This is a genomic window from Kribbella sp. NPDC051587 (genome assembly GCF_044453945.1).
Classification (GTDB): Bacteria; Actinomycetota; Actinomycetes; order Propionibacteriales; family Kribbellaceae; genus Kribbella.
This window is the reverse complement of record NZ_JBITDE010000006.1, coordinates 84,551-100,202: the sequence shown is the minus strand read 5'-3', so window position 1 is coordinate 100,202 and position 15,652 is coordinate 84,551. Positions and strand designations below refer to the sequence as shown.

General features: G+C 68.6%; 11 protein-coding genes. 5 read left to right on the top strand and 6 right to left on the bottom strand.

All coding sequences use genetic code 11. The annotated features are described in order from the left end of the window. The first annotated feature begins 2 nt into the window (after positions 1-2). The 5 genes from pepN to ACIA49_RS22310 all read left to right on the top strand — a co-directional run bounded on the left by pepN (position 3) and on the right by ACIA49_RS22310 (position 9,848). Positions 3-2,459 carry an aminopeptidase N gene (gene pepN, locus ACIA49_RS22330; RefSeq protein ID WP_396379163.1) on the top strand — a complete coding sequence of 819 codons (2,457 nt, stop codon included), beginning with the start codon at positions 3-5 and terminating at the stop codon, positions 2,457-2,459. Between the two features lie 209 nt (positions 2,460-2,668). Beyond that, positions 2,669-4,066 carry a septation protein SepH gene (sepH, locus tag ACIA49_RS22325; RefSeq protein ID WP_396379160.1) on the top strand — a complete coding sequence of 466 codons (1,398 nt, stop codon included), beginning with the start codon at positions 2,669-2,671 and terminating at the stop codon, positions 4,064-4,066. Positions 4,067-4,319: 253 nt separating this feature from the next. Continuing rightward, positions 4,320-4,733 (top strand): hypothetical protein, encoded by a 414-nt coding sequence (locus ACIA49_RS22320; protein WP_396379158.1) that lies wholly within the window; start codon positions 4,320-4,322, stop codon positions 4,731-4,733. A 179-nt stretch (positions 4,734-4,912) separates the two neighbouring features. Further along, the gene (locus ACIA49_RS22315) at positions 4,913-8,752 is read left to right on the top strand and encodes a discoidin domain-containing protein (RefSeq protein ID WP_396379157.1); all 3,840 of its coding nucleotides are present in this window, start codon (positions 4,913-4,915) and stop codon (positions 8,750-8,752) included. A gap of 7 nt (positions 8,753-8,759) precedes the next feature. Beyond that, positions 8,760-9,848, top strand: a complete 1,089-nt coding sequence (locus ACIA49_RS22310) for a Gfo/Idh/MocA family protein (RefSeq protein WP_396379154.1) — start codon at positions 8,760-8,762, stop codon at positions 9,846-9,848. A gap of 8 nt (positions 9,849-9,856) precedes the next feature. On the opposite strand, the gene ACIA49_RS22305 is transcribed toward ACIA49_RS22310, so the two are convergent. From ACIA49_RS22305 to ACIA49_RS22280, 6 genes are read right to left on the bottom strand one after another with little or no spacing between them, the layout of a single operon-like run. Then, the gene (locus ACIA49_RS22305; protein ID WP_396379151.1) at positions 9,857-10,414 is read right to left on the bottom strand and encodes a GNAT family N-acetyltransferase; all 558 of its coding nucleotides are present in this window, start codon (positions 10,412-10,414) and stop codon (positions 9,857-9,859) included. Next, positions 10,411-11,676, bottom strand: coding sequence for an ROK family transcriptional regulator (locus tag ACIA49_RS22300; RefSeq protein ID WP_396379148.1), 1,266 nt, complete (start codon positions 11,674-11,676; stop codon positions 10,411-10,413). The genes ACIA49_RS22305 and ACIA49_RS22300 overlap by 4 nt, the downstream gene beginning before the upstream one ends. Positions 11,677-11,727: 51 nt before the next feature. Further along, a complete protein-coding gene (locus ACIA49_RS22295) occupies positions 11,728-12,981 on the bottom strand; it encodes an enolase C-terminal domain-like protein (RefSeq protein ID WP_396379145.1) in 1,254 nt (417 codons plus the stop codon). After that, positions 12,982-13,854 (bottom strand): NAD-dependent epimerase/dehydratase family protein, encoded by an 873-nt coding sequence (locus ACIA49_RS22290; protein ID WP_396379143.1) that lies wholly within the window; start codon positions 13,852-13,854, stop codon positions 12,982-12,984. After that, positions 13,851-14,732: a carbohydrate ABC transporter permease gene (locus ACIA49_RS22285; protein ID WP_391544659.1), complete on the bottom strand. Its 882-nt coding sequence runs from the start codon at positions 14,730-14,732 to the stop codon at positions 13,851-13,853. The genes ACIA49_RS22290 and ACIA49_RS22285 overlap by 4 nt, the downstream gene beginning before the upstream one ends. Beyond that, positions 14,729-15,649, bottom strand: a complete 921-nt coding sequence (locus ACIA49_RS22280) for a carbohydrate ABC transporter permease (RefSeq protein ID WP_396379141.1) — start codon at positions 15,647-15,649, stop codon at positions 14,729-14,731. Before ACIA49_RS22280 ends, ACIA49_RS22285 begins: the two co-directional genes overlap by 4 nt. Positions 15,650-15,652 lie beyond the last annotated feature (3 nt).

Sequence of the window (15,652 nt, the reverse complement as noted above, 5' to 3'; positions counted from 1 at the left end):
CCATGCCGAGTCTCTCCGTCGCCGGGGCCCGCACCAGGGCCGCCGCACTCTCCGTCCAGTCGTACGACGTCGATCTCGACCTGACCCAGGGCGAGCGCACGTTCGGATCCACCTCCGTCATCCGGTTCACCGCGTCCGAGCCGGGCAGCTGGGTGGACGTGAAGCCCGACGAGTTGCTGTCGGTGACGCTGAACGGGGAGCCGGTCGACGTCGCCGGTCTCAACGACGGCCGGCTGGAGCTGACCGGGCTGCAGGCCGAGAACGAGCTCGTCGTGGTCGCGTCGATGGCCTACACCCACGACGGCGAAGGCATTCACCGCGCGGTCGACGCCGCGGACGGTCTCGTCTACACCTACGCGATGTCCTTCCTCGACGCGGCACCGCGGATCTTCGGCTGTTTCGACCAGCCCGACCTCAAAGCGCCGTACCGGGTGAAGGTGACCGCACCGACCGAGTGGCTGGTGCTGGGCAACGGCGCCGCGACGCAGGTCTCCCCCGGCCGCTGGGAGCTGGCCGAGACGCAGCCGCTGTCGACGTACTTCGTCACGATCGTCGCCGGGCCCTACCACCAGCTCACCGACGAGCACGACGGGATCCCGCTCAGCGTGGTCGCGCGGCAGTCGCTGAAGGAGGCGCTGAACCGCGAGGCCGCGGACATCTTCCGGGTCACCAAGCAGTCCTTCGACGAGTACCACCGGATGTTCGGCTACCGGTACCCGTTCGGTGAGTACCACCAGGCGTTCGTCCCGGAGTTCAACGCCGGCGCGATGGAGAACCCGGGCTGCGTGACGTTCCGCGACCCGATGGTGTTCCGGTCGACCGCGACCGACCAGGAGCGTGGCGGGCGGGCCAACACGATCGTCCACGAGATGGCCCACCAGTGGTTCGGTGACACGGTCACGATGAAGTGGTGGAACGACCTGTGGCTGAACGAGTCGTTCGCCGAGTACATGGCGCACCGGGTCTCGACCGTCGCGACCGACTACAAGGACAACTGGGTCGACTTCTCCTACGCGCGCAAGTGGTGGGGCCTGCAGGCCGACCAGCGCTCGTCGACGCACCCGGTCGCGGCCGACCCGGTCAAGGACGCGCTCGCGTCGCTGGACGACTTCGACGGCATCTCCTACGCCAAGGGCGCGGCCGTGCTCAAGCAGCTGAACAACTACCTCGGTGACGACATCTTCCTGGCCGGCGTGAACGCGCACATCCGCGCCAACGAGTTCGGCAACGCGACCTTCGCCGACCTGCTCGCCAAGTGGACCGAGGCCGGCGCGGTCGACATCGCGACCTGGGCGCAGAACTGGCTCCGGACGCCGGGCCTGGACACGATCAGCGCGGTCCGCACCCCGGACGGCATCAAGCTGCGCAAGACCGCTCCCGCGGCCTACCCGGCGGCCCGGCCGCACAAGCTCACCGTCGGCGGGTACGACGCGGACGGCAACGCCACGATCGTCGACGTCGTACTCGATGGTGACGAGGTCGACGTACCGCTGGACCCGGCGACCCTGGTTGTCGTCCCCGACACCGGTGACGACACCTGGGCTAAGATCCGGCTCGACGCCGACAGCCTGGCCAACCTGACCGCGGTACTGCCGAAGATCACCGACGGGGTGACGCGGGCCGTCGTACTGAACAGCGTGCGCGACTCGGCCGCCGATGCGGAGCTCGACCCGCGGCTCGCGTTCGACATCCTGCTCGGGATGCTCGCCACCGAGACCACCGACGTCGGTGTCAGCACGATGGCCGACTGGGCGCGGACCCACCTTCTCGGCGTCTACCTGCCGTATGAGGAGAACCGCGCGCGCCTCGAGAAGGTGCTGGCGGATCGGCTGCCGCAGGTTCCGGCCGGGACGAGTCTGCAGCTCGCGGTCGTGCGTGCGTATGTGCGGTTCAGCGCGGACACCGCCGTACTGAAGGGCTGGCTCGCCGGGACCGCCGTACCGGAAGGCGTCACGATGGACGCTGACCTGCGCTGGCTCGTCACGGTGCAGCTGGCCCGGCTCGGTGCGATCGGTGACGCGGAGATCGACGCCGAGTTCGAGCGCGACTCCTCGTCCGAAGGCAAGGTGCACGCCACCCGGTGCCGCGCGGCCCTCCCGCTGGCCGAGGCCAAGGAGCGTGCGTGGGCGACCATCATGACCGACGCCGACGTACCGAACTACGAGCTCGACGCTGCCTCCGAGGGGTTCTGGCACCCGACCCAGGCCGACCTGACCGCGCCGTACCTGGAGCGGTTCTTCGCCGAGATCCCCGCCACCGAGAAGCTGCGCTCCGGCTGGATCGTGGCGGCGACGGCCGGCCTGGCCTTCCCGCGCTTCGCGGTCGACGAGCGGGTCGTGGCTCGCGCCGACGACCTGGTCGCGGACGAGTCCGTGGCGGCCGGAATCCGGCGCTCGGTCGGTGACCGGACCGACGATCTGAAGCGGGCGCTCGCGGTGCGGGCGGCGTACCAGATCTGAGTTGTGATGTTCACCGGGCCCTTGTCGTCTCGCAGCCACGGCGCGTTGTGACTACTGTGACTGGTGTGACGAAAAGGGCCTAGGTGAGCAGCACGAATCCGCTTTCGTGACATAACCTCCACAATGACCGGCCGGTACGGCGTGCCGGTCTTGGTCAGGCCCGGTGTCCCGGGAGAGACTGTCGAGAACCGCACAGGAGAACAAAGGCAATGCGCGAGGCGAGGCTCGTCGGTCTGAGCCAGGATGGCAAACAGCTGATCCTGGCGATGGCAGAGACGGGTGAGGAGTTCGCCGTCCCGGTCGACGACCGGTTGCGTGCGGCCCTGCGCGGCGACCGTGCCCGACTCGGCCAGCTGGAGATTCAAATGGAGAGCGCGCTGCGCCCACGAGACATCCAGGCGCGGATCCGGGCCGGGGAGAGTCCCGAGGCGGTGGCCGCGGTCGCCCAGATGCCGATGGAACGCGTGATGGCCTTCGCCGGTCCGGTGCTCGCCGAGCGGGACCACATCGCGAACCTCGCCCAGCGTGCCTCAGTCCGGCGTCGTGGTGGTGCCGACGCGCCGACCCGCAATCTCGGTGCGTGGGTGACCGAGCGGCTGCGGACCCGGCACGTCGACCCGGCCACAGCCGACTGGGATGCCTGGCGGCGCGACGACGGCCGCTGGCAGGTTCGCGTCTCGTACTTCGTCGAGGCCGAGGACGCCTCGGACCCGGAGCGCAAGGAAGAGAAGATCGCCCTCTTCGCGTACGACGCTCCCGGGCGCTACGCCGTCCCGGACGACGACGAGGCGCGTTGGCTGGTCGGTGAGCAGGCGCAGGTGCTGCCGCCGCCGGTGCAGCCGGTCGTTCAGCCTGGTGAGCGGCGGCTGACCGCCGTCGCCGACATCGATCTTTCGGTAGCACCGGATCACGGCGCCGACTCCTACGAGGCCGGCTTCGAGGACACGATCAGTCTGCCGCGCCGCAACCACCCCGGAAACCAGCCGGTTTCCCGTGATGCCGAGCGTGGTCCGCGGCGGGTGCATTCGGTACCGAACCCGGATGAGGAGCCGACGCTGATCGACGTACCGATCGAGCAGCCGCCGGCGTTGCACCCGACGGTTCGTGCGGTCGAGCGGCCTGCCCAGCCACCGGTCGAGTCGGCCGCGTTCGCGCCGCCTGAAGAGCGTGCGGCTCCCCCGTCGAACCCCTTCACCGAGCGGCGTGAGACGTCGTTGCCGGAGTCGCGGAACGCGCCTGAGCGGCCTGCTAGCCCGCCACCGGCCGAGACGCCTGCTGTCGAGCGCTCGTACGAGCGTCCGGCGGCGGCAACTCCCCCGACTCCGGCGCCGGCTCCGGCGCGTCCAGCCGACCCGCGGCCCAGCGAGGCCGCCCGGCCGGCCGAATCACGTACGCCGGAACCGCGGCCTGCTGACCCTCGGCCGACCGAGCTGCGGCCGACTGAGGCCCCGGCCGCTCCGAGTCAGCCCGCTGCCGCTCAGGAGCAGCTGCCCGAGGAGCCTGCAGCTCCTGCCGAAGAGCCGAAGAAGAAGCCGACCAAGCGTGCGTCGAAGCGTGCGAGCGTTCCGAGCTGGGACGAGATCATGTTCGGCAAGAAGGCCGACTGACCTGACGGCAGCAGCGAACCCGCATCGATCCTTCGGTGCGGGTTTCGTCGTATCTACGGACAGTTGTCCCAGATCGCGGACAGTGTCGTGGGTCGTGTTGTCGATGCGCGCGGGCTCTGCCATGATCATCGGCATGCAGAACCTGCTGTGTTGTTGCTGTTGTTGTCGCTGACGCGCGCCGTCTCCGGCGCACGAGGCCCTGCCCTTTCCCAGGCCCGCCCGCCGACACCAGCACCCACAGGATCCTGCACCCATGAACCTTCCGGCCTTTGCCGATCTCCTCGCGTCCCGCGGCCTTCGCCTGCTGCCCGGCTCCCACGCCGTCCCGGTCGAGCTGCTCGTCCAGCTGCCTGACGCCACGATCGCCCGCTTCACCGCCCGCGGCACCACCCTGCAGCTTCAGCACTACCCCGCCGAAGCCCTCACCGCGATCACGATCGCCGCCGAGTGCGGCTGCGGCGACCACCACCCGCAGACCGGCCCGGCCCGCGTCGCCCTCAGCCGGTACGCCGTACCCACCGACGAGCGCATCATCGACGGCGAACTCCAGTTCGGCTGGCAACACCACGAGGCCGGCCTCCTCCGCCTCACCGACGCCGCCACCCACTTCTTCACCCTCCTCGAAACCCTCCAGGCCCCGGCCCGCCAACTAGTCGGCGTCGCCTGACCCTCCCCGTCACCACCAACGTCCGAAGGACCCGCCGGCGTGGTCAGCGTGTCTTCGGACGCTCATCGCCGGGGCGGGTTGGGGTGCCCGGATCGTGGGCTCTTGAATTAGTAACACGCTTGGTTTAACTTATCGGCGCCTGACCTCGTGAGCTTCCGGACCGCCACCTGGAGACCTGCATGACCAGACGTCTGCTTGCCCGGTTCCTGCCCGCCCTGCTGCTCGCCGGTTCGCTAGCGGTACCGGTGACGGCGCAGGCGGCGACGATGTATCCGAGCGGCGTGGGTGCCGATCTCGGGCCGACGCCGACGACGCTCGGGGTGAAACCGGCAGCCGGTGACGACCCTGCCGGGTTGCGCACCGGGACCGAGCAAGGCCGGGGCTTCTGGCAGACCGATCAGGCGGCCGGGACCGGCTACCTGGAGTTCGACGTCGACCGAGACTACGTGGACGAGATCGGCACCGACGATGTCCTGGTGACGGTGACCTATCTCGACCGGGGCACCGGCAGCCTCGAACTCCAGTACGACGCCGCCACCAACCCGCAGGCGGACGCGACCGACGTGCAGCTGACCAACAGCGGGCAGTGGAAGACCGGCATCTTCGAGCTCACCGGGATCGGTTTCACCAACCGTCTCGGCGACGCCGACATCCGGCTGTTCGGCAGCGCCGACATCACAGTCGCCGGCCTGCGGATCAGTACGGCGGGTGCGTCGGTCGAGCTCGGTGCGTCACCGATCCAGTCCGGCATCAGCCCGCGGGCCGGTGACCGCGCCGAGAACCTGGTGACCGGCGTACAGGACGGGCGGCCGTACTGGCAGACCGATCACACGGCTCCGGCGCCGGGCACGAACTTCTTCTACATGAACGTGTCCGACACCTACCTGTACAACAACCGCGCCCTGGTGCTGGTGAGCATCGACTACTTCGATGCCGGCAACGGGCAGTTCGGGCTGCACTACGACTCCCCCGGGACGACGATCCCGGAGATGTTCAAGAACTCCGAGGTGGTTCGCTACGGCGACACCAAGACGTGGAAGACGTACACGTTCGCGCTGCCGGACGCCGTACTGACCAACCGCTCGAATGGTGGCGACTTCCGCATCCACAACGGTGACGGTGCGGTCGACCTGAAGGTCGCGGCGGTTCGCGTGGCCAAGGGTGCGGCCACGCTGAACGTGACCGAGGGACTGCTCGACCTCATCGGTACGGCGACCCGCGTCGAGAAGGCTGCTCGCGAGGGAACCCGCGACGGGCAGTATCCGGCCGGGAGCCGCGCGACGCTGCGGCAAGCGATCGCCGACGCGCAGGTGGTCGCGAACACGCCGGGCGCGACCGACGTCCAGGTGAAGGCGGCGCTCCAGGCGCTGCAGGCCAAGCTCGACGCGTTCAAGCCAGTGGACACCAACTTCGCAGGCTCCGGTACGGCGTCCGCGAGCGGCGGTACCGGGGTGGCGAACCTGAACGACAACAACCACCAGACCGCCTGGACGAGCGGTGCCGGGGACTCGTGGATCCAGCTCGACCTGGGTAAGGCGCGCAAGGTCAACGACGTACGGGTTGAGTGGGCGCAGGCCTTCTCGCCCGACTACACCGTGCAGGTCTCGAACGACGGCAAGAAGTTCACCACCGTCGGCCGCACCGGATCACCCGGTGCCAACCAGTTCAGCCGGACCCGCTTCGCGACCACGACCGCCCGCTACGTGCGGGTCGCGATGACCGGTGCCGACTCGTTCATCGTCGACGAACTCCAGTTGCGACTCGCACCTGTCGTGACGCCGAAGCCGCGCCTGGTCGACACGGTGAACCCGACCGAGGACGGCGTGGTCGCGGACTTCGACGCCACCACGTACGGCGCGGATCGCAGCGGCCGGAAGGACTCGACCAAGGCGATCCAGGCAGCGATCTACGCCTGCCAGGATGCCGGTGGCGGAACCGTGTGGCTGCCGGCCGGCAAGTACAAGGTGACCGACACGATCGAGGTGCATGCGTTCTGCACGCTGCGCGGTGACCGTCGCGATCCGGACAAGGGCCGCGGTGACTACGGCACGGTCGTGATCGCGGATCTCAAGTCCGGTGACGACGGGCCGAGCCTGTTCCGGGTCGGCGGTAGCGCCGGCGTCCTCGGCGTCACGACGTACTACCCGAACCAGAACGCGGCCGACCCGGTCCCGTACAACTACACCTTCGAGGTGCCGGGCGGCGCCTGGATCGGCAACGAGAACTACATGATGTCGACGATCGCCGACATCACCATGCTGAACTCCTACCGCGGTATCGGGATCAGCACGATGCCCAACGACCACGGCAACGCGCCGAGCTCCGGCCAGGTGCACGAGTCCACGACGATCCGGAACATCCGGGGAACCGCTCTCTTCGAAGGCGCTCGCGCCTACAACGGCGCCGACGTCGGCACCTGGGAGAACGTTGCCTTCAGCAACTCCTACTGGGCGACGGCTCCCGCCGCCTTCCACCCGCCGTCCCGGGCCGCGCTGGACACCTGGACCCGAGCGCACGGCACCGGCCTGGCGCTCGGCGATCTCGAGTGGGACCAGTTCCGCGGGATAGCGCTCTCTGACTATCAGACCGGGATCCACGTGGTGACCGGTCAGCGAGCACAGTTCACCGGGAGCTTCCTCGACCTGGACATCCGTCGGACCGATGTCGGTGTCGTCGTCGACGAGATGGACAGCCGCTGGGGCTGGCAGGTCGCGGGCGGCCGGATCGAGGGCAGCGTCCAGGCGATCGACAACAACTCGCAGGGCTACGTGAAGCTGACCGATGTCGCGGTGACCGGTCCTGTCGAGGGCGTCGTGCACCGCATGCCCGGCAAGGCGCCGAGCTACACCGAGAGAGCGCTCCCCAAGCCGACGCAACGCCTGTACGTCGTCGACGCGCCGCACGGGATCGGATACCTTCCGACAGCCGACGCGACCAGCGCGGTCCAGAAGGTGCTCGACAAGGCCGGCCGCAACGGCGGTGGAATCGTCTACCTGCCCGCCGGGTGGTACCGGATCAGCACGCACCTGACAGTGCCCGCGAAGGTCGAGTTGCGCGGCGCATCCGCCGTACCGAACCGCGACCAAGGTGGCGCCAGCTACGGGACCGTCCTGCACGCATTCGAGGGCCGGAACGCGTCGGAGAGCGCTCTCGCATTGATTACGCTCGGCGCCAAAGCAGGTGTGCGTGGGCTCCGGGTCTTCTACCCGGAGAACAACCCGGGCAGCGCCGACGGAGTCGTTCCCTACCCGTACGCCGTTCGCGGCTACACAGGCGGGAACTACGTGCTCAACGCCGGCTTCCCGAACGCGTGGAACGGGATCGACCTGCGCGGTGACCACACCGTCGTACGGAAGGTCGCGGGAGCGTTCTTCGACCACGCCATCCACCTCGGCGCCGGCCGCGACGCCCGCGTCGAGGGCGTGCTCTCGAACGGGAACGCGGTCACCCGGACCGGCTACCAGCAGCCGTACTGGATGAACGAGGGCCGGATCTTCGAGCTCGTCATCGACAAGTACATGCGCAAGACCGCCAAGATCGTCACCGTCGACGGGACCACCGGTGTGACGCTGTTGAACGTGTTCGCCTACGGGTTCCACGACGGCCTGGTGGTCAACAGCGGCCAGGTGGACGCGATCAACCTCGGCACCGACAACCTCGGCGACGGCGGCTTCACCGTGAAGGTCGCTCAAGGCGACGTCGCGGTCACGAACATCGCCCGCTACAACGGCGCGACGCTCCAGGGCCCGGCCGTTTTGCGCAACGTGATGGCGATCAACATGGTCCAGCGGAGTGTAAGCGTCACAGCGAACGGGAACGGTGACGTCCGGATCGCCGGAAACGAGTCCGAGCCCGGGAAGTACGAACCGGGCGCGCAGGTGACCGTGACGGCGACGCCAACATCGGATAGCGTTTTCCAGAACTGGACCGTGGCCGGGACCATCGTCTCGACCGACCCGGCGTACACGTTCACGGTGACCACGGACCAGGTCCTGACCGCGAACTTCACTGCCAAGTAGGAGCGAGATGGCTGACACAGACCAGCGCGTCGCGATCGTAGGGTGCGGCATCATCGGCCGCACCCACGCGGACACCATCGCAGCACGACCCGATGCGACCGTCACGGCGCTCGTCGACAGCGACGCCGACGCCCGTGCCGCGCTGGCCGCCCGGCTGAAGGAGGCCGGACACCCGGAACCGGAGCAGTACGACGACCTGGCCGCAGCACTGGCCGAGTCGGACGTGACCCTGGTGGCGATCTGTACGCCGAGCGGTACGCACGCTGCCCTGGCCGAGGAGGCGCTGGAGGCGAAGAAGCATGTGGTGATCGAGAAGCCGCTCGACGTCGAGCTGGTCCGGGCCCGCCGGCTCGGGGCGGCTGTGAGCCGGGCGGCCAACCACGGCGTGGTCACGTCCGTGATCAGCCAGCACCGGTTCGACGCCGGCAGTGCTCAGGTGAAGCAGGCGATCGACGCCGGCCGGTTCGGTCAGCTGACGTCAGCCGTCGCGACGGTCGCCTGGTGGCGGAGCGACGAGTACTACGCCTCTGCCGGCTGGCGGGGCACCTGGGCCCAGGACGGCGGTGGCGCGCTGATGAATCAGGGCGTGCACACCGTCGACCTGCTGCTGTGGTTCATGGGCCGGCCGGTCAGCATCTACGCCCAGGCGATCCGGGCGGCTCACCAGGCGATCGAGGTCGAGGACACGGTCGTCGCCACGATCACCTTCGAGAACGGTGCCGTCGGCACCCTGCATGCGACCACCGCGGCCTTCCCCGGCGGCCGCACCCGGGTGTCCGTGCACGGCACCGAGGGCGGCGCCGAGCTCGAGGACGACCTGCTCGCCCGCTTCAACGCCGACGGCGTCAAGGACGACCAGTCCATCGACGCCGGTCCTCCTGGCGGTCACAAGGCGCAGTACGACGACATCCTGGCCGCCATCGCGAACGGCGAGCAGCCAGGCATCACCGTCCAGCACGCGATCGACGCACTGGCCACGGTCAAGGCCGTCTACATCGCGTCGACGCTGCAGCGGCCGGTGAAGTTCATCGACGTCCTCGAAGGCCGGTACGACGACGTCGACGTCTCCCGCGGTATCGGCCTGCCCCCGGGTTAGGCACCGAGTTAGGCGTCGAGCGGGCGGTTGTGCAGGATTCGCTGGAACAGGTGCGAGTCCTGCCACGCCCCGCCGATGTAGAGGTACTCCGTCGCGGTGCCGTACTGGACGAAGCCGGTACGGCGCAGCACGGACTGCGAGGCCTCGTTGGCGACCTGGGTGCTGGCGGCGAGCCGGTGCAGCTTGAACTCGGTGTCGGCGATCTCCGCGACTGCCTCGACCGCGACGGTCATGAGCCCGCGGCCGACGTACTCCGGCGTCAGCCAGTAGCCGACGTCGGCGCTGCGCAGGCAGCCGCCGATGATGTCGTTCAAGCCGATCAGACCGGCGACCCGGTCGCCGTCGGCCAGCATCCAGGTGACGCCGCGCTCGGAGTGGTACCGCTCCTCCATCGCGATGATGCGGTCGCGCTGGTACTCGGCGGTCAGCCATTCGGCCGGCCGATCCGGCTCCCACCGGGCCAGGTGACGCCCGGATCGGCGGTAGGCATCGGCCAGCGCCGCGCCGTCGTCGGGAGTGAAGAGCCGGAGTTCGATATCGGCGGCAAGTTGGCGAGGTGCGGTCACTTGGGAAGCCTACGAGCCTGACTCGAGCCGCTGACTCGCGGGGTGAAGGCGTCGTGGAAGATCGTCGAGGCCGCCCCGACCGCGGCAGCGTCGGCCTGCAGCATCGACTCCTCGACCACCACCGGCCTGATCTCGCGAGCCACCGGATGCAGGTTCACCGCCCGGCCGATCTCGGTCAGCAGGATGGCCGAGATCTCCGGCGCGTACGCCGGCCCGCCGACCACCACGAGGTCGATGTCGAGCAGATCCACCAGCCCGACCGCACCCTGCCCGATGACTTGACCAACCCGAGTGGCTGCCCGCAGCGCTGCTTCGTCACCGGCGGCCGCGGCTCGGCAGACAGCCTTGTAGCGCTTGGCCTCGTCGGTCGCGTCCAGATCGGTCTCGACATACCCGTACGACGCCGCGATCACCGGCAGCGAGGCGGTCGGGTTGCACTCGGGGACCATCTGCGGGCCGTTCTCGACGTCCCACTCCCCCATTCGCAGTGCCGCGACCTGCCCGAACTCGCCGGCGTTCGCCGTCCCGCCGCGATAGATCGAACCGTTCAGAATCAGACCGCTGCCGACCCCCGTCCCGAGGTAGAGATACGCGAAGTCGCGCGCCCGGGCCGATCGGCCGATCCAGCGCTCGCCGATCGCGGCCGCCGTACCGTCCTTCTCGACCAGGACCGGATGGTTGAGCTTCTCCTGCAGCAGATGCCGGATCTTCAGCCCGCGCCAGGCCGGCTGCAACGGCAAGGCCAGCAACGAGCCGTCGGCATCGATCGGCCCCGGTACGGCGACGCCCACGCCCAGCATGGACTTGGGATCGACCTGGCTGATGCTGAGCGCCGCGGTCACGGTGGCCGCGGTCAGGTCGATCAGCTTGTCGGTCGGCAGGTCGTCGGCCAGGTCGACCGTCTCGCGGCGCACGATCGTGCCGTCCAGGTCGACCACCGCGACGGTCAGCAGTTCGGGATCGAGATGGATCCCGACCGCATGCGCGGCGTTCGAGCGCAGCCGTACCGGCGTCCGCGGCTTGCCCAGCCGCTCGGCCCGCTCCTGCGCCTCCTCGACCAGCAGCCCCTGCTGCAGCAGGATGCGCAGGATCCGCGACACCGACTGCTGCGTGAGCCCGGTACGGCGGGAGATCTCGGTGCGGCTGATGATCCCGGCCAGCCGGATCGTCTCGATGATCACAGCCTCGTTGAAGGACCCCAGGTCGTACTGGTTCGCCCCTGCGCGTCCCGGCTCCTCGAACCCGTCGTCGGCCGTCACCATCGTGCACCTCCCCGTCGTATCAGCCGTGATCGTACTGTGCGTGCACGGTATTTACGGTGCTTCGAGCGCACCGTCGATGCGGCGGACGCCCGCCGCCCACTCATCGTGGCCGGACAACTCCGCGGGATAACGGGCCGCGGCCTCGAGATCGAGGTCGATTCCCCAGCCCGGGGTGTCGTTCGGCGTCAGCCAGCCGTCCTCGATCCGGAGCGTTCCGGGGAACACCTCGTGCACGGCGTCGCCGTACAGATGGCCCTCTTGGATGCCGAAGGCAACAGAACTGACGTCGAGTGCGACATTCGCCGCGGCACCGATCGGCGAGGTGTCACCGGGCCCGTGCCACGCAGTCCGTACGCCGGAGAGCTCGGCGAGGTCGGCGAGTTTGCGGGCCGGGGTGAGCCCGCCGATGTCGGAGACGTGCGAGCGGATGAAGTCGACGCCACCATCGCGGACCAGCCGGACGGCGTCGCCCATCGAGGTCGTCAGCTCACCCACCGCCAGCGGCACCGGCGAAGCGGCCCGGACCTCGGGCAGCCGATCCCAGTGCTCCGGCGGCAGCACGTCCTCAAGGAAGAACAGCCCGTACTCCTCCAGCGACCGTGCGAGCAGCACGGCCTCCTTAGGCGTCAGCCGCGAGTGAACGTCGTGCAGCAGTTCAATGTTGTCGGGCAGCACATGCCGGGCCTCCGCGAACAGCTCGGGCGTCGCCCGCAGGTAATCGCGCGCCGACCAACCATTGCGGTACGGCGCGTCCGGGTAAAGCGTCGGGACCGCCGGAGCGCCGTACCCGCCTCCGCCGGGTGTCGAGATCTGCAGGCGGATGTGCCGCAGCCCCTGCGAGACCAGCTTCTGGGCGTGCTCGAGCGCCTCCTCGATCGTCCGCCCACTCGCGTGCAGGTAGGTGTCGGCGGCCGCGCGGACCTTGCCGCCGAGCAACTCGTAGACCGGCATTCCGGCGCGCTTGCCGGCGATGTCCCACAACGCCTGGTCGATCCCGGAGATCGCGTTGTTGGTCACCGGGCCACCACGCCAGTAGCCGGTGAACCCGGCCAGCCGCGTGAGGTCGCCGATGTCACCGGGATAGCGCCCGATCAGCAGCCGGGCCAGGTGCTCGTCGACGAAGGTCTGCACCGCCTTCCACCGCTGGGTGAAGGTCGCGCACCCGAGCCCGTACAGTCCCGGCTCGGTGGTGTCGATCTTCACCACCACCAGCGGAATGCCCTGCGGCGCGGTGACGATCGCCTGGACCGCCCGGATCCGGACGTCGTCGCGGACCGGCCACGGCTGGTCGAAGTTCGAAGGCATTCACAACTCCAGAGTCGGAAGGTCGAGTTCGTGCTGCGCCTGGAAGCCCAGCACCGTGCGCACCGCGGTCAGGTCGATCGGCACCTCGCGGCCGATGAACCGGCGCAGGCGGGGAACGTCCGGCGCGAACCTGTCCAGCAGCGCCTCGGTCGAGTACGGCGCGTTCGTCGTACCGGCTGCGACGAAGAAGACGTGGGCACCCTCGAGCTTCGCGGTGAGCCCGAGCTCGATCGCGTACGCCGCATCGCGGCTGTCCAGGTTGCTCCAGACCTCACGCAGTCCGGTGGCCGGTTCGTCACGCATGTGCTCGGCCTGGGACTGCAGGACCTCGGCCGAGTTCGTGTGCGGGAACCGCAGTGCGACCACGTCGATGCCGAACCGCCGCCAGATCGCGCGCGCGGTGTTCTCGTCGTTCTGCTTGGACAGCGAGTACGGATCCGCGACATCGGCCGGGATCCGCTCGTCCAACGGGTAGTACGCCGGCCGGACGTCGTGCGGGTTGAACACCAGTCCGGTCGCGTTGATGCTGCTCGCGGTCACCGCGCGCTTGATGCCGAGAGCACCGGCCTGGGCCAGCACGTTGAACGTCGAGACAACGTTGATGCTGTACACGTCGTACGGCGTACCGGCTGACGGGTGCGCCAACGCGGCCAGGTGCACCACGAACTCGGCACCGTCGAGTGCCGCCGCGACATCGGTCTCCGACCGCGTGTCACCCACGAGCACCCGATCCGCCTTCAGATCGGGATGCTCGATGTTCGACAAGGCCGTCACCAGCGCGCCCAGCTCGTTGAGCCGTTGCACGGTGACCAGACCGATCCGGCCGCTGGCCCCCGTCACCAGCACCCGTCGGCCGTTGAGTGCAGACGTCATTCCTTGATGCCTCCGGACATTCCGACCCCTCTGAGGAACTGCTTCTGGAACACCAAGAACAACACGACCGGGATCAGCACCGCCAGGAACAGGGCGCTCATCTGCAGCGAGATCTCGGTCGTCTTGGCGACCCGGGGCAGCGCGACCGAGATCGGCTGCAGTTTCGGATCGGGCAGCACGAGCAGCGGCCAGAGGTAGTCCTTCCAGGAACCGATCACTGTCAGCAGCGCGACCACGCCGACGATCGGCTTCGACAGCGGCAGGATCAACGCGGTGAACATCCGCAGATTGCTCGCGCCGTCGATCCGGGCGGCCTCGATCAGCTCACGCGGGATCGAGTCGAAGTACCGCTTCATCACCAGCACGTTGAACGCGCCCGCCGCGGCCGGCAGCCAGACCGCCCAGAACGTGTTCTGCAGGCTGATCCCGAGCACGGGCATCTTCAGAATCGTCATGTAGAGCGGCACCAACGAGATGACACCGGGCAGGAACAGGGTCGCCAGGACGGCGCCGGTCAGGATCGGTCCCCATTTGGGCCGCAGCACGCTCAGGACGAAGGCACCCGTCGTACAGACGAACAGGGTCGAGATCATCGAGCCGATCGCGATGAAGGCGGTGTTGCCGAGGTAGGCGCCGATCTGGACGCGGTTCCAGGCATCCGGGATGTTCTTCAGCTGGATGCCCGACGGCCACAGCTGCATCGGGCCGCTGAGGATGTCCTGGCTCGTCGAGACGCCCGACTTCAGCAGCCACAGCAACGGGCCGACGCCTGCGATCAGGACCCCGATGAACAGCAGGACCTGGATCACCGGCAGGCCGTAGCGGACCGTCGTACGGCGTCGGTCCTTGGTCGAGATGATTCCGCGCTCATGGCTCATGTGGTGCTCCAGCGGCGGGTGACGAAGTGGTAGGCGACCGACAGCAGGCACAGCACCGCGGCGAGCAGGACGCTGAGCGCTGTCGCGGCACCGAAGTCACCGTTGACGAAGGCGTACCGGTAGATCAGCAGCAGGACCGTCATGGTCGCGTTGTTCGGGCCGCCGCCGGTGAACAGGAACGGTTCGGTGAAGACCTGGAACGTCCCGATCAGCTGCAGCAGCATCATGATGAAGATGATTCCGCGGATCTGCGGCAGCGTGACGTGCCAGATCCGGCTCCAGATCCCGGCGCCGTCCAGCTCGGCCGCCTCGTACAGCTCCGTGCGGACGCCGGTCAGCGCCGCCAGGTAGATGATCGACGTGGCGCCCGCGCCGGCCCAGGTCGCCTCGAGCACGATCGCCGGCATCGCCAGACTCTGCGAGTTCAGCCAGGCGAACGGCCCGATCCCGAACCAGCCGAGGATCGAGTTGAACACCCCGCTCGTGCTCGGGTCGTAGAAGAACGTCCAGAGCAGGATCGCGGCCACCGGCGGTACGACGGCCGGTAGGTAGGACAGCACGTTGTAGAGCCAGCCCGTCTTACGCAGCTCGCTCACGAACACCGCCAGGAACAACGGCACCGGGAACCCGAACACGAGTGCCAGGGCAGCGAAGTACAGGGTGTTGAGCGCGGCCTGCGGGAGTTGCGGGTCGGTCAGCACGTAGCTGAAGTTGGCCATTCCGACCCATTCGGGCGGCGTGACCAGGTTGTTCTTCTGGAAGCTGAGCACCAGACCGTGAACGATCGGGCCCCAGGAGAAGTAGAGGAAGGTGAGCACCAGCGGTACGGCGAAGATCACCGCGCTGAGCCCGCCGGAGCGGTACCAGGTCGCGACGGACCTGGTACCACTGCGGCTCTGCTTGGTCGACTGGAACATGGG

What these genes read in the sequence shown, in the direction of transcription:
- ACIA49_RS22310 (WP_396379154.1), top strand. Translation starts at nt 8,760, where the DNA reads ATGGCTGACACAGACCAGCGCGTCGCGATCGTAGGGTGCGGCATCATC.
- ACIA49_RS22290 (WP_396379143.1), bottom strand. Translation starts at nt 13,854, where the DNA reads ATGACGTCTGCACTCAACGGCCGACGGGTGCTGGTGACGGGGGCCAGC.
- ACIA49_RS22300 (WP_396379148.1), bottom strand. Translation starts at nt 11,676, where the DNA reads ATGGTGACGGCCGACGACGGGTTCGAGGAGCCGGGACGCGCAGGGGCG.
- ACIA49_RS22315 (WP_396379157.1), top strand. Translation starts at nt 4,913, where the DNA reads ATGACCAGACGTCTGCTTGCCCGGTTCCTGCCCGCCCTGCTGCTCGCC.
- ACIA49_RS22320 (WP_396379158.1), top strand. Translation starts at nt 4,320, where the DNA reads ATGAACCTTCCGGCCTTTGCCGATCTCCTCGCGTCCCGCGGCCTTCGC.
- ACIA49_RS22280 (WP_396379141.1), bottom strand. Translation starts at nt 15,649, where the DNA reads ATGTTCCAGTCGACCAAGCAGAGCCGCAGTGGTACCAGGTCCGTCGCG.
- ACIA49_RS22295 (WP_396379145.1), bottom strand. Translation starts at nt 12,981, where the DNA reads ATGCCTTCGAACTTCGACCAGCCGTGGCCGGTCCGCGACGACGTCCGG.
- ACIA49_RS22285 (WP_391544659.1), bottom strand. Translation starts at nt 14,732, where the DNA reads ATGAGCCATGAGCGCGGAATCATCTCGACCAAGGACCGACGCCGTACG.
- sepH (WP_396379160.1), top strand. Translation starts at nt 2,669, where the DNA reads ATGCGCGAGGCGAGGCTCGTCGGTCTGAGCCAGGATGGCAAACAGCTG.
- pepN (WP_396379163.1), top strand. Translation starts at nt 3, where the DNA reads ATGCCGAGTCTCTCCGTCGCCGGGGCCCGCACCAGGGCCGCCGCACTC.